General features: G+C 67.8%; 29 protein-coding genes. 8 read left to right on the top strand and 21 right to left on the bottom strand.

All coding sequences use genetic code 11. From position 1 onward, the window contains the following. Nucleotides 1–39: 39 nt before the first annotated feature. The 18 genes from rplR to rpsJ all read right to left on the bottom strand — a co-directional run bounded on the left by rplR (nucleotide 40) and on the right by rpsJ (nucleotide 8,737). A complete protein-coding gene (gene rplR / locus V9G04_14440) occupies nucleotides 40–423 on the bottom strand; it encodes a 50S ribosomal protein L18 (GenBank protein ID MEI2714452.1) in 384 nt (127 codons plus the stop codon). A 3-nt stretch (nucleotides 424–426) separates the two neighbouring features. Then, nucleotides 427–966 carry a 50S ribosomal protein L6 gene (gene rplF, locus V9G04_14435; protein ID MEI2714451.1) on the bottom strand — a complete coding sequence of 180 codons (540 nt, stop codon included), beginning with the start codon at nucleotides 964–966 and terminating at the stop codon, nucleotides 427–429. Between the two features lie 26 nt (nucleotides 967–992). Continuing rightward, on the bottom strand, nucleotides 993–1,400 hold the full coding sequence (gene rpsH, locus V9G04_14430) for a 30S ribosomal protein S8 (GenBank protein ID MEI2714450.1): 408 nt from the start codon (nucleotides 1,398–1,400) through the stop codon (nucleotides 993–995). Nucleotides 1,401–1,482: 82 nt separating this feature from the next. Then, nucleotides 1,483–1,668, bottom strand: a complete 186-nt coding sequence (locus tag V9G04_14425; GenBank protein MEI2714449.1) for a type Z 30S ribosomal protein S14 — start codon at nucleotides 1,666–1,668, stop codon at nucleotides 1,483–1,485. 58 nt (nucleotides 1,669–1,726) lie between these two features. Continuing rightward, the gene (gene rplE, locus V9G04_14420; GenBank protein MEI2714448.1) at nucleotides 1,727–2,329 is read right to left on the bottom strand and encodes a 50S ribosomal protein L5; all 603 of its coding nucleotides are present in this window, start codon (nucleotides 2,327–2,329) and stop codon (nucleotides 1,727–1,729) included. A gap of 1 nt (nucleotide 2,330) precedes the next feature. Next, complete coding sequence (rplX, locus tag V9G04_14415) at nucleotides 2,331–2,687, bottom strand: 50S ribosomal protein L24 (GenBank protein MEI2714447.1); 357 nt, start codon at nucleotides 2,685–2,687, stop codon at nucleotides 2,331–2,333. After that, entirely contained in the window at nucleotides 2,687–3,055 is a 369-nt protein-coding gene (gene rplN, locus V9G04_14410) for a 50S ribosomal protein L14 (protein ID MEI2714446.1), read from the bottom strand. The genes rplX and rplN overlap by 1 nt, the downstream gene beginning before the upstream one ends. 109 nt (nucleotides 3,056–3,164) lie before the next feature. Further along, a complete protein-coding gene (rpsQ, locus tag V9G04_14405; GenBank protein MEI2714445.1) occupies nucleotides 3,165–3,443 on the bottom strand; it encodes a 30S ribosomal protein S17 in 279 nt (92 codons plus the stop codon). Then, nucleotides 3,440–3,682, bottom strand: coding sequence for a 50S ribosomal protein L29 (gene rpmC, locus V9G04_14400; protein ID MEI2714444.1), 243 nt, complete (start codon nucleotides 3,680–3,682; stop codon nucleotides 3,440–3,442). The genes rpsQ and rpmC overlap by 4 nt, the downstream gene beginning before the upstream one ends. Continuing rightward, nucleotides 3,682–4,101 (bottom strand): 50S ribosomal protein L16, encoded by a 420-nt coding sequence (gene rplP, locus V9G04_14395; GenBank protein MEI2714443.1) that lies wholly within the window; start codon nucleotides 4,099–4,101, stop codon nucleotides 3,682–3,684. The genes rpmC and rplP overlap by 1 nt, the downstream gene beginning before the upstream one ends. Nucleotides 4,102–4,104: 3 nt before the next feature. Next, nucleotides 4,105–4,932: a 30S ribosomal protein S3 gene (gene rpsC, locus V9G04_14390; GenBank protein ID MEI2714442.1), complete on the bottom strand. Its 828-nt coding sequence runs from the start codon at nucleotides 4,930–4,932 to the stop codon at nucleotides 4,105–4,107. Beyond that, nucleotides 4,932–5,366 (bottom strand): 50S ribosomal protein L22, encoded by a 435-nt coding sequence (gene rplV / locus V9G04_14385; GenBank protein MEI2714441.1) that lies wholly within the window; start codon nucleotides 5,364–5,366, stop codon nucleotides 4,932–4,934. The genes rpsC and rplV overlap by 1 nt, the downstream gene beginning before the upstream one ends. Then, nucleotides 5,366–5,647 (bottom strand): 30S ribosomal protein S19, encoded by a 282-nt coding sequence (gene rpsS, locus V9G04_14380; GenBank protein ID MEI2714440.1) that lies wholly within the window; start codon nucleotides 5,645–5,647, stop codon nucleotides 5,366–5,368. Before rpsS ends, rplV begins: the two co-directional genes overlap by 1 nt. Nucleotides 5,648–5,662: 15 nt before the next feature. Further along, on the bottom strand, nucleotides 5,663–6,496 hold the full coding sequence (gene rplB / locus V9G04_14375; GenBank protein MEI2714439.1) for a 50S ribosomal protein L2: 834 nt from the start codon (nucleotides 6,494–6,496) through the stop codon (nucleotides 5,663–5,665). Nucleotides 6,497–6,524: 28 nt separating this feature from the next. After that, nucleotides 6,525–6,827, bottom strand: coding sequence for a 50S ribosomal protein L23 (gene rplW, locus V9G04_14370; GenBank protein MEI2714438.1), 303 nt, complete (start codon nucleotides 6,825–6,827; stop codon nucleotides 6,525–6,527). Beyond that, the gene (rplD, locus tag V9G04_14365; protein MEI2714437.1) at nucleotides 6,824–7,735 is read right to left on the bottom strand and encodes a 50S ribosomal protein L4; all 912 of its coding nucleotides are present in this window, start codon (nucleotides 7,733–7,735) and stop codon (nucleotides 6,824–6,826) included. The genes rplW and rplD overlap by 4 nt, the downstream gene beginning before the upstream one ends. A 5-nt stretch (nucleotides 7,736–7,740) precedes the next feature. Further along, nucleotides 7,741–8,406, bottom strand: a complete 666-nt coding sequence (gene rplC / locus V9G04_14360; protein MEI2714436.1) for a 50S ribosomal protein L3 — start codon at nucleotides 8,404–8,406, stop codon at nucleotides 7,741–7,743. 22 nt (nucleotides 8,407–8,428) lie between these two features. Then, nucleotides 8,429–8,737 carry a 30S ribosomal protein S10 gene (rpsJ, locus tag V9G04_14355; GenBank protein ID MEI2714435.1) on the bottom strand — a complete coding sequence of 103 codons (309 nt, stop codon included), beginning with the start codon at nucleotides 8,735–8,737 and terminating at the stop codon, nucleotides 8,429–8,431. 378 nt (nucleotides 8,738–9,115) lie between these two features. Between rpsJ and V9G04_14350 the strand changes: the two genes are divergently transcribed. The 4 genes from V9G04_14350 to V9G04_14335 are packed head-to-tail and all read left to right on the top strand — an operon-like array spanning nucleotide 9,116 to nucleotide 14,235. Further along, nucleotides 9,116–10,843, top strand: coding sequence for a DUF4129 domain-containing protein (locus V9G04_14350; protein ID MEI2714434.1), 1,728 nt, complete (start codon nucleotides 9,116–9,118; stop codon nucleotides 10,841–10,843). Continuing rightward, complete coding sequence (locus tag V9G04_14345; protein MEI2714433.1) at nucleotides 10,840–11,952, top strand: DUF4350 domain-containing protein; 1,113 nt, start codon at nucleotides 10,840–10,842, stop codon at nucleotides 11,950–11,952. The genes V9G04_14350 and V9G04_14345 overlap by 4 nt, the downstream gene beginning before the upstream one ends. Next, the gene (locus tag V9G04_14340) at nucleotides 11,949–12,932 is read left to right on the top strand and encodes a MoxR family ATPase (GenBank protein MEI2714432.1); all 984 of its coding nucleotides are present in this window, start codon (nucleotides 11,949–11,951) and stop codon (nucleotides 12,930–12,932) included. The genes V9G04_14345 and V9G04_14340 overlap by 4 nt, the downstream gene beginning before the upstream one ends. 10 nt (nucleotides 12,933–12,942) lie before the next feature. Then, entirely contained in the window at nucleotides 12,943–14,235 is a 1,293-nt protein-coding gene (locus V9G04_14335; protein ID MEI2714431.1) for a DUF58 domain-containing protein, read from the top strand. A 2-nt stretch (nucleotides 14,236–14,237) separates the two neighbouring features. Here V9G04_14335 and V9G04_14330 read toward each other — a convergent pair whose 3' ends face one another. Next, entirely contained in the window at nucleotides 14,238–15,233 is a 996-nt protein-coding gene (locus V9G04_14330) for a stage II sporulation protein M (GenBank protein MEI2714430.1), read from the bottom strand. A gap of 83 nt (nucleotides 15,234–15,316) precedes the next feature. On the opposite strand from V9G04_14330, the gene V9G04_14325 reads away from it, so the two are divergent. Further along, nucleotides 15,317–16,150, top strand: coding sequence for an RDD family protein (locus V9G04_14325; protein ID MEI2714429.1), 834 nt, complete (start codon nucleotides 15,317–15,319; stop codon nucleotides 16,148–16,150). Here V9G04_14325 and V9G04_14320 read toward each other — a convergent pair. Further along, the gene (locus V9G04_14320) at nucleotides 16,107–17,432 is read right to left on the bottom strand and encodes an MFS transporter (protein MEI2714428.1); all 1,326 of its coding nucleotides are present in this window, start codon (nucleotides 17,430–17,432) and stop codon (nucleotides 16,107–16,109) included. The two genes, V9G04_14325 and V9G04_14320, sit on opposite strands and share 44 nt — an antisense overlap. 115 nt (nucleotides 17,433–17,547) lie before the next feature. Here V9G04_14320 and V9G04_14315 point away from each other — a divergent pair, with 115 nt between their 5' ends. From V9G04_14315 to V9G04_14305, 3 genes are all read left to right on the top strand, one after another. Continuing rightward, nucleotides 17,548–17,994, top strand: coding sequence for a hypothetical protein (locus V9G04_14315; protein MEI2714427.1), 447 nt, complete (start codon nucleotides 17,548–17,550; stop codon nucleotides 17,992–17,994). Nucleotides 17,995–18,132: 138 nt separating this feature from the next. After that, the gene (locus tag V9G04_14310; GenBank protein ID MEI2714426.1) at nucleotides 18,133–18,615 is read left to right on the top strand and encodes a hypothetical protein; all 483 of its coding nucleotides are present in this window, start codon (nucleotides 18,133–18,135) and stop codon (nucleotides 18,613–18,615) included. A 106-nt stretch (nucleotides 18,616–18,721) separates the two neighbouring features. Continuing rightward, a complete protein-coding gene (locus tag V9G04_14305; GenBank protein MEI2714425.1) occupies nucleotides 18,722–18,961 on the top strand; it encodes a hypothetical protein in 240 nt (79 codons plus the stop codon). On the opposite strand, the gene V9G04_14300 is transcribed toward V9G04_14305, so the two are convergent. Further along, the gene (locus V9G04_14300) at nucleotides 18,930–19,640 is read right to left on the bottom strand and encodes a hypothetical protein (protein ID MEI2714424.1); all 711 of its coding nucleotides are present in this window, start codon (nucleotides 19,638–19,640) and stop codon (nucleotides 18,930–18,932) included. The genes V9G04_14305 and V9G04_14300 overlap by 32 nt on opposite strands. Nucleotides 19,641–19,880 lie beyond the last annotated feature (240 nt).

Raw genomic sequence — 19,880 nt, 5'->3', positions numbered from 1 at the left:
CTCTCCTTAGTTTCTTGCTGACATGGGCCTGTGGGCCGGTCAGAAGGTCAGGCCGCCCTCCCGGGCGGCGTCGGCGAGGGCCGCGATGCGGCCGTGGTACTTGTTGCCGGCCCGGTCGAACACGACCGACTCGACACCCGCGGCCTTGGCGCGCTCGGCGACGAGGCCGCCGACCAGCTTTGCCTTGGCGGTCTTGTCACCCTCGGAGCCCCGCACGTCCGACTCCATCGTGGAGGCGTACGCGAGCGTCTTGCCGACCAGGTCGTCGACGACCTGGACCGAGATGTGCTTGGCCGACCGGGTGACCACCAGGCGCGGACGCTCGGCGGTGCCGGAGATCTTCTTGCGACCGCGGGCCTGACGGTTGAGACGGGCCTTGACCCGGCTCGCCGTGTGCTTGCGGTTCTTCAGCGAGATAGCCATGGATTACTTACCAGCCTTTCCGACCTTGCGGCGGATGTGCTCGCCGGCGTACCGGACGCCCTTGCCCTTGTACGGCTCGGGCTTGCGGAGCTTGCGGATGTTGGCGGCCACCTCACCGACAAGTTGCTTGTCGATGCCCTGGACGCCGAGCTTGGTGGGACCTTCGACCGCGAACGTGATGCCTTCGGGGGCATCGAACGTGATCGAGTGGCTGTAGCCGAGCTGGAACTCCAGCTGGGTGGGGCCCTTCGACAGCACGCGGTAACCGACGCCGACGATCTCGAGCTTCTTCTCGTAGCCCTCGGTGACGCCGACGACCATGTTGTTGATCAGGGTGCGGGTCAGACCGTGGCGGGCCTTGGAGTCGCGGTGGTCGTCAGGACGCTTGACGTCTAGAACGCCGTCGTTCTGCTCCACCGTGATCGGGCTGACGACAGTGTGCGACAAGGTGCCCTTGGGGCCCTTGACCGTCACCGCGGAGCCGTCGATCTGCACGTCCACGCCGGACGGGACCGTGATCGGGAGCTTGCCAATACGTGACATTGCTTCGTCTTCCTCTCGCCTCGGGCTTACCAGACGTAGGCGAGGACTTCCCCACCCACGCCCTTCTGGTTGGCCTGACGGTCGGTCAGCAGGCCCTGGCTGGTCGAGATGATCGCGACGCCGAGGCCACCGAGTACGCGCGGCAGTGCGGTCGACTTGGCGTACACCCGCAGACCGGGCTTGCTGATGCGGCGCACACCCGCGATCGAACGCTCGCGGTTGCGGCCGTACTTCAAGGTGATGTGCAGGGTCTTGCCCACTTCACCCTCGGCGGGCTCCTGGACGTCGAAGGAGGTGATGTAGCCCTCCTGCTTGAGGATCTCGGCGACGCCGGCCTTCAGCTTGCTGAACGGCATCGAGACCTCGTCGTGATACGCCGAGTTGGCGTTGCGCAGACGCGTAAGCATGTCTGCGATCGGGTCAGTCATCGTCATGGGTGTTGCTTCTCTCTCTGCTGCGGTTTCCGCACCCGGGACGGGCCACGGACCTGCAGCGGTCAGTGATGGTGGCGGATGCTCACCAGGAGGACTTGGTCACGCCGGGCAGCTCGCCGCGGTGCGCCATCTCGCGAAGGCAGATGCGGCACAGGCCGAACTTGCGGTAGACGGCCTTGGGCCGGCCACAGCGCTGGCAGCGGGTGTAGGCGCGCACCGCGAACTTGGGCTTGCGGGCGGCCTTGACCTTCAGAGCGGTCTTCGCCATATCAGTTCTCCTTGCTGTGCTGAAGGTTCAACTCGAACCCGCTCGACTTCGTCATCGCTCAGTTCTCCTTGAACGGGAAGCCGAGCTGCTTGAGCAGCGCGCGGCCCTGGTCGTCGTTGGTCGCGGTCGTCACGACGGTGATGTCCATGCCTCGCGACCGGTCCAGCTTGTCCTGGTCGATCTCGTGGAACATGACCTGCTCGGTGAGACCGAAGGTGTAGTTGCCGTTGCCATCGAACTGGTTGGGGTTGAGACCACGGAAGTCACGGATGCGCGGGAGCGCGAGTGACAGCAGTCGGTCGAGGAACTCCCACATCCGGTCGCCACGCATGGTGACGTGCGCGCCGATCGGCATGCCCTCACGCAGTTTGAACTGGGCGATGGACTTGCGAGCCTTGGTGACCATCGGCTTCTGACCGGTGATGACGGTCAGGTCCTTGATCGCGCCCTCGATCAGCTTGGAGTCCTTGGCGGCGTCGCCGACACCCATGTTGACCACGATCTTCACCAGACCGGGGACCTGCATGATGTTCGCGATCTCGAACTCGCTCTTGAGCGCGGGGATGATCTCCTCGCGGTAGCGCGTCTTCAGACGCGGCGTCACCTTCTCCTCCGCTGCGGGAGCTTCGGTGGTGTCGGTCTCGACAGTGGTGTCAGTCATGTCAGATCTCCTTCCCGGTCTTGCGGGAGATGCGCACGCTGCGCTCGGCGGCGTACTGCGACCCGTCGGGACGGCGCTTGAGCACCTCTTCACGCTTAAAGCCGACGCGGGTCACGCCGTCGCCCTCGACCAGCATCACGTTGGACACGTGGATCGGGGCCTCGGTGGTGATGATCCCGCCGGTGTTGCCACCGCTTTGCTGGATCGACTTGGTGTGCTTCTTGACGCGGTTGACGCCCTCGACGATGACCCGCTCCTGCTCACGCAGGACCTGGATCACCTTGCCCTTGGCGCCCTTGTCCTTGCCGGAGATGACGACGACCTCGTCGCCCTTCTTGATGTTCACGCTCTTCCCCATCACAGCACCTCGGGTGCCAGCGAGATGATCTTCATGAACCGCTTCTCGCGCAGCTCACGGCCGACGGGGCCGAAGATGCGCGTGCCACGGGGCTCGCCGTCGTTCTTGAGGATGACGGCGGCGTTCTCGTCGAAGCGGATGTAGGAACCGTCGGCACGACGGCGCTCCTTGACGGTGCGGACGACGACCGCCTTGACGACGTCACCCTTCTTGACGTTGCCACCCGGGATCGCGTCCTTGACGGTGGCGACGATGATGTCGCCGATCCCGGCGTAGCGACGGCCGGAGCCACCGAGAACGCGGATGCACAAGATCTCCTTGGCACCCGTGTTGTCGGCGACCTTGAGCCGCGACTCCTGCTGAATCATTGTTTCTCCTGGTTGTCGTGCCGGTTCTCAGTGAGTCTCGCTCGCTGAGCCTTGCCGAACTGGTGTGGTTGTTGCTCGAGGTGTACGTCGCGGGCCACGCCCGCGGCGATCACTTCGCGCGTTCGAGGATCTCGACGAGGCGCCAGCGCTTGGTCGCCGACAGCGGGCGGGTCTCCATGACCAGCACGCGGTCACCGATGCCGCAGTCGTTGTTCTCGTCGTGCACGTGCAGGCGTGAGGACTTGCGCATGACCTTGCCGTACAGGGCGTGCTTCACACGGTCCTCCACGACCACGACGATGGTCTTGTCCATCTTGTCGCTGACGACGACGCCCTCACGGGTCTTGCGCTGGTTGCGTGGGGTGGTGTCCACGGCGTTCTCGCTCATGCGTTCTCCTTCTCGCTGCCCGGAGCCGTACGGATGCCGAGCTCGCGCTCGCGTACGACGGTGTAGATCCGGGCGATGTCCTTCTTGACCGTGCGCAGACGGCCGTGGCTCTCGAGCTGGCCGGTCGCGGCCTGGAAGCGCAGGTTGAACAGCTCCTCCTTGGCCTCGCGCAGCTTGGCCTCGAGGTCGGCACCGTTGAGCTCATCGAGCTCGTGGGCCTTGGTGGCATCGGTAGCCATCAGAACTCACCTGCCTCACGGGTGACGAAGCGGCACTTCATGGGGAGCTTGTGCATCGCGCGACGCATCGCCTCACGGGCGGTGGTCTCGTCGACACCGGAAAGCTCGAACATGACGCGGCCGGGCTTGACGTTGGCGATCCACCACTCTGGCGAACCCTTTCCGGAACCCATGCGGGTTTCGGCCGGCTTCTTGGTGAGCGGACGGTCGGGGTAGATGTTGATCCACACCTTGCCGCCACGCTTGATGTGACGGGTCATGGCGATACGAGCGGACTCGATCTGGCGGTTGGTCACGTAGTGGCCCTCGACCGCCTGGATGCCGAAGTCACCGAAGGCCAGCGAGGTGCCACCCTTGGCAGCGCCGCGGCGCTTGGGGTGGTGCTGCTTGCGGTGCTTGATCCGACGGGGCATCAACATGGGTCAGCCCTCCTGGGTGTTCGGTGCGGCCTCGGCGCCGGTCGCGGCAGCCTCGGTCGCACCCTGGGTAGCAGTGGAGTCGGCGGGAGCGTCGTCGCGCTGGCCACGGGTGCCGCGGTTGGGACGCTCGCCGCCACGGGTGGGACGACCGGAACGGCCGGGAGCACCGGCGCGAGCAGCAGCCTGCGCCTGGCGCTCGGCGCGCGTGCCGGCAACCTCACCCTTGTAGATCCAGACCTTCACGCCGATGCGGCCGAAGGTGGTCTTGGCCTCGTAGAAGCCGTAGTCGATGTCGGCGCGCAGGGTGTGCAGCGGAACTCGACCTTCGCGGTAGAACTCCGTACGCGACATCTCGGCGCCGTTGAGACGACCCGAGCACTGGATCCGGATGCCCTTGGCACCCGAGCGCATCGAGGTCTGCATCGCCTTGCGCATCGCGCGACGGAACTGGACCCGGCCCGACAACTGCTCGGCCACGCCCTGAGCGACGAGCTGGGCGTCGATCTCGGGGTTCTTGACCTCGAGGATGTTGAGCTGAACCTGCTTGCCCGTGAGCTTCTCGAGTTCGCCGCGGATGCGGTCGGCCTCGGCGCCACGACGGCCGATCACGATGCCCGGACGTGCCGTGTGGATGTCCACGCGTACGCGGTCGCGGGTGCGCTCGATCTCGACCTTGGCGATGCCGGCGCGCTCCATGCCCTTGCTGAGCAGCTTGCGGATCGCGACGTCCTCACCGACGTAGCTCTTGTAGAGCTTGTCGGCGTACCAACGGCTCTTGTGGTCGGTGGAGATGCCGAGCCGGAACCCGTTCGGGTTGATCTTCTGGCCCATCAGGCGTCCTTCCCCTTCTTCTGCTTGCTCGCCACCACGACGTCGGCCGGCTGAACGGCCAGCGTGATGTGGCTGGTGCGCTTGTTGATCCGCGTGGCGCGACCCTGGGCGCGCGGACGCCACCGCTTCATGGTGGGCCCCTCGTCGACCATCGCGACCGAGACGACCAGGTCGGCCCGGTTGAGGTCCTCGGTGTTCTCCGCGTTCGCGACGGCGCTCTCCAGCACCTTGAACACGGTCTCCGACGCCGCCTGCGGGGCGAAGGAGAGCAGCACCAGGGCCTCGTCGACGGGCAGGCCGCGGACCATGTCGACGACACGGCGGGCCTTCATCGGCGAGATGCGCTGGTAGCGGGCACTGGCGAAGGCGCCGGGCGCGTCGCCCAGCAGCGTCTCGCGACGAGCGCTCGTACGGTTGCGTTCGGTGGTAGCCATCAGCGACGACGTCCCTTCCGGTCTTCCTTGACGTGTCCGCGGTAGGTGCGGGTGGGCGCGAACTCACCCAACTTGTGGCCGACCATGGAGTCGGTCACGAACACCGGCACGTGCTTGCGGCCGTCGTGCACGGCGATCGTGTGACCGATCATGTCCGGCACGATCATGGAGCGGCGCGACCACGTCTTGATGACGTTGTGCGTGCCCTTCTCGTTCTCCGCGTCGACCTTCTTTTGCAGATGGCCGTCGACGAAGGGGCCCTTCTTCAGACTGCGAGGCATCTTCGTTCCTTATCCTCAGCGCTTCTTGCCGGTCTTGCGGCGGCGGATGATCATGGAGTCGGAGGCCTTGCGCTTGCGCGTACGGCCCTCGGGCTTGCCCCACGGGGAGACAGGGTGACGACCACCGGACGTCTTGCCCTCACCACCACCGTGCGGGTGGTCGACCGGGTTCATGACGACACCGCGTACGGTCGGGCGCTTGCCCTTCCACCGCATCCGGCCGGCCTTGCCCCAGTTGATGTTCGACTGCTCGGCGTTGCCCACCTCGCCGACCGTGGCGCGGCAGCGCACGTCGACGTAGCGCATCTCGCCCGAGGGCATCCGCAGCGTGGCGCGCGAACCCTCACGCGCGACGAGCTGGGCGCTCATACCGGCCGAGCGGGCGATCTTGGCTCCGCCACCGGGGCGCAGCTCGATGCAGTGCACGGTCGTACCGACGGGGATGTTGCGCAGCGGCAGGTTGTTGCCGGGCTTGATGTCGGCGTTGGGGCCGGACTCCACGGGCGTGCCCTGGGTCAGGTCCTTCGGCGCGATGATGTAGCGCTTCTCGCCGTCGGCGTAGTGCAGCAGGGCGATGCGCGCGGTGCGGTTGGGGTCGTACTCGATGTGCGCGACCTTGGCCGGGACGCCGTCCTTGTCATAGCGACGGAAGTCGATGACGCGGTAGGCCCGCTTGTGACCGCCACCTTGGTGCCGGGTGGTGATCCGGCCCTGGTTGTTGCGGCCGCCCTTCTTGGGCAGCGGACGCGTCAGCGACTTCTCCGGCGTGGTCCGGGTGATCTCGACGAAGTCGGCCACCGAGGAGCCACGACGGCCCGGGGTGGTCGGCTTGTACTTGCGGATAGCCATTGTTCAATCAGTCCTTCGTATGACCCGGTCAGCTAACGGGGCCGAAGATGTCGATGCGGTGACCCTCGGCGAGGCTCACGATCGCGCGCTTGGTGTCCTTGCGCTTGCCCAGGCCGTTGCGCGTACGGCGCGTCTTGCCCTGGCGGTTGATCGTGTTCACCGAGGTGACCTTGACGTTGAACACCTTCTCGACCGCGATCTTGATCTCGGTCTTGTTGGCGTCCGGACGGACGAGGAAGGTGTACTTGTTGGCGTCGAGGAGGCCGTAGCTCTTCTCCGACACGACGGGCGCAAGCAGAATGTCGCGCGGGTCCTTGTGCAGGGTGCTCACTTGTCGTCCTCCTCAGCGTGGCTCTGCTCGATCGAAGCCTTGGAGCCGGCCTCGACGAAGCCGGCGGCCTCGGCCTCGGCCGCGGTCTTGAACCAGTACTCCGCGACTGTCGCGTCGTACCAACGACCGCCGGGGGCGTGGTACTTCATCGACTGGGCGTTGCCCTTGATCTCGTAGCCCTCGGGGCCTTCGCCCTCGGCGCCGGCCTTGACAGCGCCCTCGAACTGGGGCTCGTCGTCGGCAGCCACGTCGGCGAACGCGGCGACCTGGGGCTCGGCGGCCTTGGCGGGCTTCTCAGCCTTGGCGGTGCCGGAGGCCTTGGCGACGAACGCGTCGTACGCACCCTTGGTGAAGACCAGGTCCTCGGCGCACAAGACGTCGTAGGTGTTGAGCTGGTCGACCGCGACGATGTGGACCTCCGGCGCGTTACGCAGCGAGAGCCAGGTCAACGCGTCGGAACGCTCCAGCACGACCAGGAACTTCGTACGCTCGGACAGACCCGACAGCGTGCTCAGCGCGGCCTTGGTCGACGGCTTGTCGCCACCGGCCAGCGAGTCCACGACGTGGATCCGGCCGTTGGCCGCCCGATCGGAGAGCGCGCCACGAAGCGCGGCGGCGATCATCTTCTTGGGGGTCCGCTGGCTGTAGTTGCGCGGCTGCGGGCCGTGGACGGTGCCACCACCGGCGAACTGCGGAGCGCGGGTCGAGCCCTGGCGAGCGCGACCGGTGCCCTTCTGCTTGTACGGCTTGCGGCCACCACCGCGGACCTCGCCGCGGGTCTTGGTGGCGTGCGTGCCCTGGCGGGCCGCGGCCTGCTGGGCCACGACGACCTGGTGGATTAGGGGCACGTTGACCTCGACGCCGAAGATCTCGGCGGGGAAGTCCACGGACAGGGACTTGGTAGCCATGTCGCTCAGCCCTCCTGGTTCTTCTTGGCCGCGCTGCGAAGCACCACGAGGCCGCCCTTGGGGCCGGGGACGGCACCCTTGATCAGGACGATGCCCTTGTCGGTGTCGACCGCGTGCACGGTGACGTTCTGGGTGGTGACGGTGTCGCCGCCCATCCGACCGGCCATGCGGGTGCCCTTGAAGACGCGACCGGGAGTCGCGCAGGCGCCGATGGAACCCGGCTTGCGGTGGTTGCGGTGAGCACCGTGCGAAGCGCCGACACCGGAGAACCCGTGGCGCTTCATGGTGCCGGCGAAGCCCTTGCCCTTGCTGGTGCCGGTCACGTCGATGTCCTCGCCAGCAGCGAAGGTGTCGACGGCCAACTCCTGGCCGAGGGTGTAGGCGGCGGCGTCGGCGGTGCGGATCTCGACGACGTGGCGTCGCGGAGACACACCGGCGCTCGCGAACTGACCCGCCTCGGGCTTGGTGACCTTGCGCGCCTCGATCTCGCCATAGCCGACCTGGATGGCGTTGTAGCCATCGGTCTCGGGCTTGCGGATCTTGGTCACGACGTTGGTGGTCACCGCGATGACGGTCACGGGGACGACGCGGTTGTTCTCGTCCCACACCTGGGTCATGCCGAGCTTGGTGCCCAGCAGGCCCTTCACGTTGCGTTCCAGAGTCTTAGCCATCTCAGTATCTCTTTCGCCCAGCTCAGAGCTTGATCTCGATGTCGACACCGGCCGGAAGGTCGAGACGCATCAGCGAGTCGACGGTCTTCGGGGTCGGGTCGATGATGTCGATCAGCCGCTTGTGGGTGCGCATCTCGAAGTGCTCGCGGCTGTCCTTGTACTTGTGCGGCGAGCGGATGACGCAATAGACGTTCTTCTCGGTGGGCAACGGCACCGGGCCGGCGACCTTCGCACCCGTACGGGTGACCGTGTCCACGATCTTGCGCGCCGAGGTGTCGATCACCTCGTGGTCATAGGCCTTGAGCCTGATGCGGATCTTCTGTCCCGCCATCTGTCTCTCTCGTCCTTCTCGTAAGTGTCCAGTTCCCGACCCCCGCGGTCGGGCGTGTCGTGCTATTTCTCACGACGAGCCCGCGTCTTCCTCTTCAGGAATCGGGTCGTGTTGCCCGCGACGCCAGACACAAGGGTTTGTGCTGATCGCTTGGCCCGGGCCGTGAAACTGATGGCCCAGATCGGGGTGAGCGCACGTCAGCCACCGATCTCGTTCGGGAGAAGCGATTCAGCAGTCAATGTGCGTCGCACCCCGGCACCTGCCGGAGCAACCGTGCAATCTTGGCAGAGCCGGACGAGGAGACCAAATCGAGAAGAGGCGTCCATCTCAGCGCACCGAAAAGGTGTCGGATTGAGCGTGGCTGGAAGGATAGCGAGCATGACCGGCCCCGACGAGTATCCCGCCCCCGGAGCACCGGGATCGGCCTCGGACCCGCAATCGTTGCCGCCGACCCATCAATCCCCATCGACCTGGGGATGGGGGCAACCGCCCGGACCGGGCCTGCCCCCGTGGGCCCACCAGCCGGGCATGTTCGCCGGGGCGGCCCACAAGCCGGGCGCGATCCCGCTCCGACCGCTGACCCTGGGCGACATCTACGACGCTGCCTTCAAGATCATCAGGTTCAACCCCAAGGCGACCGTCGGCGCTGCGGTGTTGGTCGCGGGCGTGGCGATGGCCATCCCCGTCGTACTGACCGCGATCTTGACGTTCGCCCTCGACATGAGCATCGACCCCGAAGCCACCGACTTCAGTCAGCGCGACGCCATCGGGATGGCCTCGTCGCTGGGCTCCTTCGGCCTCGGCGCCGTGCTGCAGAGCCTCGGCCTGATCCTGGTCACCGGGATGATCGCGCGCGTCGTCGCCGGTGCGGCGGTCGGGCGCCGGATGACGCTCGGCGAGGCGTGGGCCGCCACCGCCGGCAAACGCTGGCGCCTGATCGGTCTGGCGCTGCTGCTCGGCTTCGTGACCACCTTGATCTTGGCCGTCTACATCGGCGCGTGGGCGTTGGTCATCCTGGCCTCCCCGTCGGGGTGGGTGATCGCCGGCTGGGCCGCGGTGAGCGTGCCGGCGTTCTTGATCTTCATGCCATGGTTCTGGATCCGGTTCTACTACCTGCCGGTGCCGGCGCTGATGCTCGAACCCATCGGCGTCATCGAGGCGATCCGGCGCGGCTACTCGCTGAGCTTCGCGCGCGTTCTGGCGTACGTTCGGCATCGCTGTCCTGACGCTGATCGTCGCCCAGATCGCCAGCAGCATGCTGGCCATGCCCTTCAGCTTCCTGGGACAGGTGGGCATGATGGCCGGAGCGACGACGCAGTACTTCCTGCTGATCTTCATGCTCACCCAAGCGGTGAGCACCGTAATCACCACCGCGTTCGTCGCCCCCTTCACCGGCAGCGTGACGGCGCTGCAATACCTCGACCTGCGGATCCGCAAGGAAGCCTTCGACGTGGAGTTGATGAATCGCGCCGGGATCACCCGCGCGTGAGGCCGCTCGCGATGCTTGCCGAGCCGCCTCTCGACCCGTCCGGGGCCGAGGGGCGCTCGCTGCTGCGTCGCGAGATGTTGAAGTCCGAATATGCCGATCAGGAGTACGTCTCGCGCTTCATCCAGTGGGTGCAGACCACACTGCTGCGGGCGATCGACGCGGCAAGCAACACCCCGCCGCTGCTGTTCTTCTTCGGCCTGATCCTCTTCCTGGCAGTCCTGATGGGCACTGCCTTCCTGCTCACCCGGCCGAGCCGGTCGGCGCGCAAGTCGGGAGGCAGCGGGGCAGAGGTCTTCGCGGACGGCCGGCGTACGGCCGCCGAACATCGCGCGTCAGCCGACGCCGCACTGGCGGACGGCCGTTGGGACGACGTCGTCCTGGAGGGGTATCGCGCCGCCGCCCTGCGCCAGATCGAGACCGGCCGCTTGGACGACCTGCCCGGTGCGACCGCGCGTGAGATCGCTGCGGCGGTGGCTGTCGAGTTCCCCACGCTCGGGGTCGAGATGTCACAAGCCAGCGCAGTCTTCGACCTGATCGCGTACGGCCACCGCGAAGCGATCCGTGAGCAAGGGGTCCGAATGCTGGCCCTGGACGACGCCCTGGCAGGTGCGCGATGAAATGGTGGCAACGACACCGCACGACGCTGCTCATCGCCGCGGGCCTGCTCTTCGCGTTGTCCCTCGCGGTGCTCATCGGCGGGTCGCGAACCAGCGCCGCACTCGACCCCGACAACCCGGCCCGCTCCGGCGCCAAGGCGATCGCCGAGGTGCTCGGCGACCAAGGCGTCGACCTCCACATCGTGCGTACGATCGAGGGTGTCGAGTCGATCGCTCCGTCCGCGTCCGACACGGTGCTCGTCACCGGCACCGAGAACCTCGGCACGCGTCCGCTCGACAGACTGCGCGAGTTGACCTCCTCGACTCGGGTGATCCTGGTCCTTCCCACCGCGCTGGTGACCGAGCACCTCGACCTGCCGAACGGCGTGAACACGTGGAGCGGACACAGCGCACTCTCCGACTGCACCGACCCCGAACTCGAAGCTCTCCTCGGGGACCTGCGGTTGGAGACGGACCAGAGCGCGGTCTACGACACCGATCAGGGTTGCTTCGCCACCGACGCAGGCGTGCTGCTGGCCCAACCCGAGCCGAACCTGCTGCTCCTGGGCGCGCCGTCGGTGATCGCGAACGGCCACATCCTCGACGGCGACAACGCCGCGATCGGTCTGCGGTTGCTCGGTCAGAGCGACCGACTGATCTGGTACGCCCCCTCCCCTGCGGAGAAGTTGAACTCCGGCGACAGCACGCTGGCCGCACTCCTGCCGAAGTGGTTGCGTCCGGCTCTCTGGCTGATCGCCCTGGCGCTGCTCGCGATGTTGTGGTGGCAGGGCCGTCGGCTGGGTCGCCTGGCCGTGGAGCCGCTCCCGGTCGTGGTGAAGGCCGTGGAGACGACCAAGAGTCGCGGCCGTCTCTATCGGCGCGCTCACGACCGTACGCACGCCGTGCGCGAACTGCGTGCCGCAACCCGTCGTACGCTCGCCGAACATCTGCGCCTGCCCCTGGACGACGTCGCGGCCCTCCTGCGTGAAGTGTCCAGACACACCGGCCGACCGCTCGAGCAGGTCACCTTCCTGGTCGACGACGCCGCTCCCGTCCCATCCACCGATGCCGACCTGATCGGTCTGGCCAACGCTCTGTCCGAGTTGGAGAAAGAGGTACGCCGCTCATGACCCAGACACCTGAAAACACTGGTCTGCCGACCGATCCGGTGCGTGAGCGGCTGGCCGCCGTACGCTCCGAGGTCGCCAAGGTCGTGGTGGGGCAGGACGCAGCCGTCTCCGGGCTCCTGGTCGCCCTGCTCTGCGGCGGCCACGTGCTGATGGAGGGGGTGCCCGGCGTGGCCAAGACGCTGCTCGTACGCACCCTCGCCGGCGCTCTCGACGTCGAGACCCGCCGCGTGCAGTTCACCCCCGACCTGATGCCGGGCGACATCACCGGGTCGATGGTGATCGATTCACACGCTGGCGAGTTGTCGTTTCGTGAGGGCCCGATCTTCACGAACCTGCTGCTTGCCGACGAGATCAACCGCACCCCGCCCAAGACCCAGTCGGCCCTGCTGGAGGCGATGGAGGAAGGCACCGTCTCCGTCGACGGCGTCTCCCGGCAATTGCCGCAGCCCTTCCTGGTCGCGGCCACCCAGAACCCGGTCGAGTACGAAGGCACCTATCCCCTGCCCGAGGCCCAACTCGACCGATTCCTGCTCAAGGTCGTGCTGCCGATCCCCGGACGCGACGAGGAGTCCGAGATCCTGCGGCGCCACGCGGCGGGATTCGATCCGCGTGACATCGCGGGGGCAGGCGTACGCCCCGTGGCCGGGCCGGCCGACATCGAGGCGGGTCGCCAGGCCGTCAAGACCGTCCAGGTGGCGCCGGAGGTCGTCAGTTATATCGTCGACATCGCCCGCGCGACCCGGATCTCACCCTCGCTGGAGTTGGGCGTGAGCCCGCGAGGCGCGACGGCGCTGATGCGTACGGCTCGGGCGTGGGCATGGCTCAACGGTCGCGACTTCGTGACGCCCGACGACGTGAAGACCCTGGCCCAGGCGACCTTGGCGCACCGGCTCGGGTTGCGACCCGAAGCCGAACTCGAAGGCGTGGACGTCAGCCAGGTGCTGTCCTCGGCGCTCGGCTCGGTGCCGGTCCCCCGATGAGGCGCTGTCGTTGATCATCTCCGGGCGAGTGCCGCTGCTGCTGCTCGCCGGGCTTGTCCCGGCGGTGCTGCGCCCTGCCATGAGCACGGTGTGGCTGTGGCTGCTGCTCGTCGCCCTGGTGACGTTGCTCGACTGGGTGCTGGCGCCACGACCGACGTCCCTGGCGATGCAACGTCCTCCCGTCGGACAGACCCGCTTGGGCTATCCGATCGCGACCCGGTTGCTCGTCCACAACCCGACCAACCGGTCCATGCGCGGCCTGCTGCGTGACGCCTGGCAGCCGACCGCAGGCGCGAGCGGCAATCGGCACAGACTCGACCTGGAGCCGCACGGTCGGACGCGTGCGGAGACCATGCTGACACCGATCCGTCGCGGCGACCTGCGCGCAGTCGGCGTCACCGTGCGCCTGTGGGGTCCGCTGCGGCTGGCTGCTCGCCAGGCGACGGTGGACATCGACGGCGCCGTACGCTCGCTACCACCCTTCGAGTCGCGCAAGCATCTGCCGTCGCGATTGCAGCGGCTGCGCGAATTGGACGGGCGCGCCGCGATCCGGGTGCGCGGTCAGGGCACGGAGTTCGACTCACTGCGCGAGTATGTGCGCGGCGACGATGTGCGCTCGATCGACTGGCGCGCCAGCGCACGCAGCCGCAACGTGGTCGTACGCACCTGGCAGCCCGAGCGGGACCGGCGCGTGGTGCTGGTGCTCGACACCTCGCGTACGTCCGCCGCACGCGTCGAGGACGTGCCCCGGCTGGATTCGGCGATGGACGCGGCACTCCTGCTCGCGGCTCTGGCCGCGCGAGCAGGCGACCGGATCGACTTCGTGGCAGGCGATCGGCGGGTTCGGTCGCGGCTGCGATCGGCGGGCTCGCGTGACGTCACGTCGAACCTGCAGGACGCGATGGCTGACCTCGAACCGGTGTTGGCCGAGGCCGACTGGTCGGGGCTGGCTGCCGCAGTGCAGCAGTTGGGGCGCCAGCGGGCGCTCGTGGTGCTGCTGACCCCGCTGGAGCCGGCTGCGATCGAAGAGGGGTTGCTTCCGGTGTTGCCGACCCTGACGGCGCACCATCGCGTCGTACTCGCCTCGGTGCAGGATCCCGCGCTGCCTGAGTTGGCTGCCTCGCGCGTGACGGTGGATCAGGTGTACGACGCGGCGGCAGCAGCACAGGTGTTGGGGCGACGGCGCAGGACGGGCGATCTGCTCAAGACGCTCGGTGTCGACGTGGTCGATGCCAGTGCGGAGTCGTTGCCGCCGAAGTTGGCCGACCACTACCTGATGTTGAAGCGGCAAGGGCTGCTGTAGAGCTATTGGGCGGTGGCGACCCGGTCTTCCAAGAGTTCCACGTCGAGATCGCCGGTGTCACCTGCCAGATAAGCGCTGCGGCCGAGGGTGAAGACGTACGCCAAGAACGCCAACTCGGCCACGATGCCAATCCCCACACGAGCCCACGTGGGCAACGGGGACGGCGTCACGAAGCCCTCGATCAGCCCACTGACGAAGAGCACGAGCACGAGTCCCATCGCAACCGTGCCGGCCGTACGCCCCTCTTGTGCGACGGACTGCACCCGGGTGAGCGGACCAGGTTTGATCCACGACCAGAACAGTCGCAGGCCGACGCCACCGGCGACGAAGACGGCGGTGAGTTCGAGCAGCCCGTGGGGCAGGATCAACCCGAAGAAGTGCCCGCCGTGATCGTGGCGGATCAGGATCGAGCCCATGATCGCGAGGTTGAGCAGGTTCTGATAGAGCAGCCAGATCACCGGCGCGCCGAGGATCCCGAACGCCAGACACAGCGCACTCACCCAGGCGTTGTTGACCCACACCTGGAAGGCGAAGTGCGAGGCTGCGCTCTCGGAGTAGTAGTTCTCGAAGTCGTGGTTGACCAGTTGGTCCACCTGGTCGGGCGTGAGCAGGCTCTGCTCGACCTGGGGGTGCCGCAGCAGCCACCACATCGCGATGCCGGTGAGCAGATAACTCACCGACATCGTGGTCAGCCACCACCAGCGCAGCCGATAGAGCGCGGCGGGGAAGCGTTCGGTCAGGAATCGGCCCACGCCTCGCCACGAAGCGCCCTTGGTGCCGATCGAGCGGATCCGGGCTCGCGCCAGGATCGACGACAGATAGGACACCAACGCGGCATCGGGCGCAGAAGTGCGTACGACCGACAGGTGGGTGGCGACCTGCTGATAGCGGTCGACGAACTCGTCGCTCTCCTCGCCCGTGAGACGACGGCGCTTGGTCAACTCCTCCAGACGCAGCCAGTCACCGGCGTGCGCGGTCACGTACGCGTCGAGGTCCACGCGGACACCTTATGCGGCGATTGGTTCGCGGTCCGGTCCTAAGCTTCCGGGCCCGATGCCTTGGGGTCCTATGCTCGGGGGCAATGTCCACCTCAAAGCCGGCGTACGCAGCGGGACGCCCCGAGTTCGCCACCTTGACCGCCGACGACCTGGTCACGGGTGAGGCGGTCGCGCTCGACCTGCCGCCGGCCAGCCTCGGCGCTCGGATGGTCTCGGGACTGATCGACGTGCTGGTCACGGTCGTCTTGGTGACGTTGCTGATGCTGCTGACGTTGTCTGTCACCGTGCACCTGGGCAACGCGCTGCTCAGGGCCTCGATGATCTTGTGCATGATCACGATCTTCTTGGTCTATCCGACGGCGATGGAGACGCTGACCCGCGGTCGGTCGCTGGGCAAGCTCGCGATGGGGCTGCGTACGGTGCGCGACGACGCGGGTCCGATCTCTGCCCAGCATGCGTTCGTGCGTGCCCTGATCGGGTTCGTGGAGATCTATGTCTTCACCGGTGCCCCGGCGTTCTTCTCGGCCTTGCTGAGTTCGCGAGGGAAGCGGCTGGGAGATTTCGCGGCCGGCACCTACGTCGTACGAGAGCGGGTGCGGCTGTCACTGCCCGCACCGCCGGTGATGCCGCCGCCCCTGGCCCAGTGGGCGGCCAGCGCCGACATGGCCGCGCTGCCGGTGGGACTGGCGCTGGCGATCCGTTCATTCCTGCAGCGGGCTCCCGAGATGGAGCCGGGGATGCGTGAATCGTTGGCGACCCGGCTGGCGCAGCAGACCGACCCGTACGTCGCCCCCAAGCCGCCCCCCTACACCCCCGCCGAGGCGTACCTCGCGGCAGTGATCGCCTCTCGGCGCGAACGCGACCTGGCCCGGCTCACGCGCGAGTCGCAGCTGCGCCAGCGGCTGACGTCTCGTTGAGCCGCGGGATCAGCAGGCAGGCCACCGCTGCTCCGACGCACAGTGCGCCCGCGGTCATCCAGGCGAAGAAGTAGTCGCCGGTGCCGCTGCGGATCAGTCCGGCATAACTCGCGGCGACCCCCGCGCCCACCATGTGTGCGGCAAAGACCCAACCGAAGACGACCCCTGCCTTGTCGATGCCGAAGTGTTGGCGACACAACGCGACGGTCGGCGGCACTGTCGCGACCCAGTCGAGACCGTAGAAGAGCACGAAGACGAACAGACTCGGTTGCACGCTCGGGCCGAGCAGCCACGGCACCACGAGCAGCGAGAGGCCGCGGAAGAAGTAGTAGAAGAACAGCAGGTAGCGGCTGTCCACGCGGTCGGTGAGCCAGCCCGAGGCGACGGTGCCGATGATGTCGAAGATGCCGATCAGCGCCAGCAGTCCGGCGCTGGTCGTCTCCGGCATCCCGTGGTCATGCGCGGCCGGGATGAAGTGGGTGCCGATCAGGCCGTTGGTGGACCAGCCGCAGATCCAGAAGGTGAAGAAGAGGATCCAGAAGGTCCTCGAACTCGAACTCTCCCTGAGCGTCCGGATCGCGATCGTGGCGGCGGAGACCCCGCCGTGACTCGGCGGTGGCGGTTCGACGTACCCCGCTGGGGCGCCGTACGGCGTGGTGCCGGCAGCTTTGGGCGTATCGGTCAGCAGCCACAGCACGAGTGGCACGAGGAGCAGGGCGAAACCGGCGACCAGCCCTGCCGCCCAGCGCCAACCTGGGCCGTCGGCGAGGTGGGCGATGGCAGGCAGGAAGACCAGTTGCCCGGTCGAACTCGCGGCCGAGAAGACGCCGATCACGACGCCGCGGCGCTCCACGAACCAGCGGTTGGCCACGATCGCGCCGAAGACCAGCGCCAGCGCGCCGGTGCCGATGCCGACCGCGAAACCCCACAGCAGCCACAGTTGCCACGGCGAGGTCATCACCAAGGTAAGACCGGAGCCGATCGACACCAGCGTCAAGGAGGCGGCCACGACCCGCTTGATGCCGAAGCGCTCCATCAGCGCGGCAGCGAACGGGGCGGTCAGGCCATAGACGATCAGGTTGAGGCTGACTGCGCCTGAGGTGGTCGCGCGCGACCAGCCGAATTCCTCTTCGAGAGGTACGAGCAGGGCTCCGGTGCTCGATCGGAAACCGGCAGCGCCGATCAGTGCCAACATCGTGATCAGGGCGACCCACCAGGCGCGGTGCAGACCGCGGCGTTGCCGGGCCGGCTGGTCAGCCTGGCGCTGCTCGGTCGTACTCACCGCCGCATCGTAGGGCCGTGGCCCGGTTTGGTGACCCCTCGGCGGGATTTCGTGACCCCTCGGCGGGATTTGGTGACCCCTCGCCAGGGGGACGGTTCCTCGCTAGGTTGCGGCCATGTCCGACCGTCCCGTCATCGACCGCCCCTTCATCGACCGCCCCTTCATCGACCGTCAGCGCCTGGCCGACCTCCGCGCGGCCGAGGAGCAACGCTTCATCGACACCCACCCACGCTCTGCCGAGTTGGCCGAAGAGGCCCGGGGCTCACTGTTGGCCGGCGTGCCGATGCCGTGGATGACCCGCTGGCCGGGCTCGTTCCCGCTCTTCGTCGACCAGGCGGTCGGGAGCGCGTTTCACCGACGTCGACGGCATCGAGTACGTCGACCTGTGCCTGGGCGACACCGGTGCGATGACCGGCCACGCGCTGCCGCAGCGTTCGCGAGGCCATCGACGAGCGGGCCGAGCGCGGCATCACCACGATGCTGCCCTCGTCCGACGCCGGCGTGGGTGGGCGAGGAACTCGCGCGCCGGTTCGGCGCTACCGCCGCTGGCAGTTCGCGATGACGGCGACCGATGCCAACCGGTTCGTACTGCGCTTCTGCTCGCTACCTCACCGGGCCGCCCGAAGATCGCGGTGATGGACTGGTGCTATCACGGCACGGTCGACGAGACGCTGGCCGTGCTGTACGAGCGACCGGTGCGGTGATTCCGCGTCCGGGAGCGCTCGGCCCGCAGGCGCCGGTCGACGCTGACCACGCGCGGTCGTACCCTTCAACGACCTCGACGCGCTCGACCGCCGCACTGGCGCACGGCGATGTCGCCTGCCTGCTGATGGAGCCGGCGCTGACCAACATCGGCATCGTGTTGCCCGACGACGGGCTACCTCGACGCCGTTCGCGAGATCACCCGTCGCCATGGCGTGCTGTCTGGTCAACGACGAGACGCACACCCTCTGTGCCGGGCCGGGCGGCGCCACGGCGTACTGGGGCCTCGAGCCCGACCTGTCGTGGTGATCGGCAAGCCGATCGGCGGCGGGATCCCCGTGGCGGCGTACGGCATGACCGCCAGAGATCGCCGACCGTGCTCGACGAGCCGATGCTCGGCCACGAGATCGACGTCGCCGGGGTCGGCGGCACGCTGACCGGGTCACGCGCTGGCACTGGCCGCGACCCGGGCGACGTCTGACCAACTGCCTTGCGCGCAGGAGGACTTCGACGTCGCGATCCCCCTGGCCGAGCGGTTCACGGCCGGCGTCGCCGGGGCGATCGAGGCGTACGACCTGCCGTGGCACGTGCAGCGCCTCGGCTGTCGCGCGGAGTACTGGTTCTGTCCCCCGCCCCGTACGGGCGCCGAAGCGGCCGCCGCGATCGACGAGGAACTCGACGGCTTCATGCACCTGTGGTCACTCAATCGCGGGATCCTGTTGGCGCCCTTCCACAACATGGCGCTCTTCGCACCGTCACACAGCGAGGCGGACGTGGACCATCACACCGCGGTGTTCACCGAGGCGCTGGCGGCTCTGCGGGCCTGACCGGTCCGCCGTCGTCAGGGCCGATCTGCTCGGCGATCAGGTCGAGGCTGTCGTCCGTACGCTGCTCGACCTCGCGCAGCGCCCAAGCCTGGGCACACAGCCGTTCCAACTCACGGCGTACGACCACCCGATCCTGATCCCCCAGGGGCTTGTCGAGGGTCGCGTCCGAGCCGTCGAGCAGCAGCACCGCGCAGGCGCGTACGCGCGCCTCCGACCCGGTGGTGCCGAGGTCGTTGACCCGCGAGAGCCGCTCGCGGCGCGGGGCGTCTGCGTCCCACCACCCGGTCTGTCGCGGATTGCTGACGCGTTCGGTCTCGTCCGGTGGCGCCCAGGCGCTGTGCGCGTAGTCGCGCTCGCGACTCGCGGCCAACCTGTGGAAGTCGGGCCAGGCCAGCCCGTGCGGGAGGGAGGTCGTGACGACCTGCGAGGCCTCGAGCGCTGTGTCGAGGGTCTGTGCTGCCGCCTCGGGCAGAGTCGCGGTGAGCGGGGGAAGCGCGTCGATCACCGAGCGTACGGCGTGGGAGACGCCGGTCTCCTTGGCCAGCAGCCGCGTCGTACGCCGCGCCGCCTCGCGCAGGGCGTACGCCTCGCTGCCCGCCGACCAGAGCACCTCACGCCAGCGCTCGCGATCCTGCGCGTCGCCGTGCTCGCGCCACAGACCGGTCGCAGCGGTGCGCACCTCACGCTCACGGGCGGTGAAGGTGGCCCAGGAGGTGTCGAAGGGTTCGGCGGGATCGGGTTCGGCGGCAGCGATGAAGTCCTGCCACGGTTGCGCGATCTCGTGGGAAGGTCCCGGTCCGGCAGGCGTGAGGCCATCCGGCGCACGATCACCACGACACCGACCGCGCTGAGCAAAGCGACGCCCGCGATGACCAGCGCCGTCTGCACTTCGTCGCGAGCCCAGGCCCGGTAGGCGAAC

The organism is Nocardioides sp., from assembly GCA_037045645.1.
Lineage (GTDB): Bacteria > Actinomycetota > Actinomycetes > Propionibacteriales > Nocardioidaceae > Nocardioides.
This window is presented reverse-complemented; position numbering and strand designations above follow the sequence as displayed.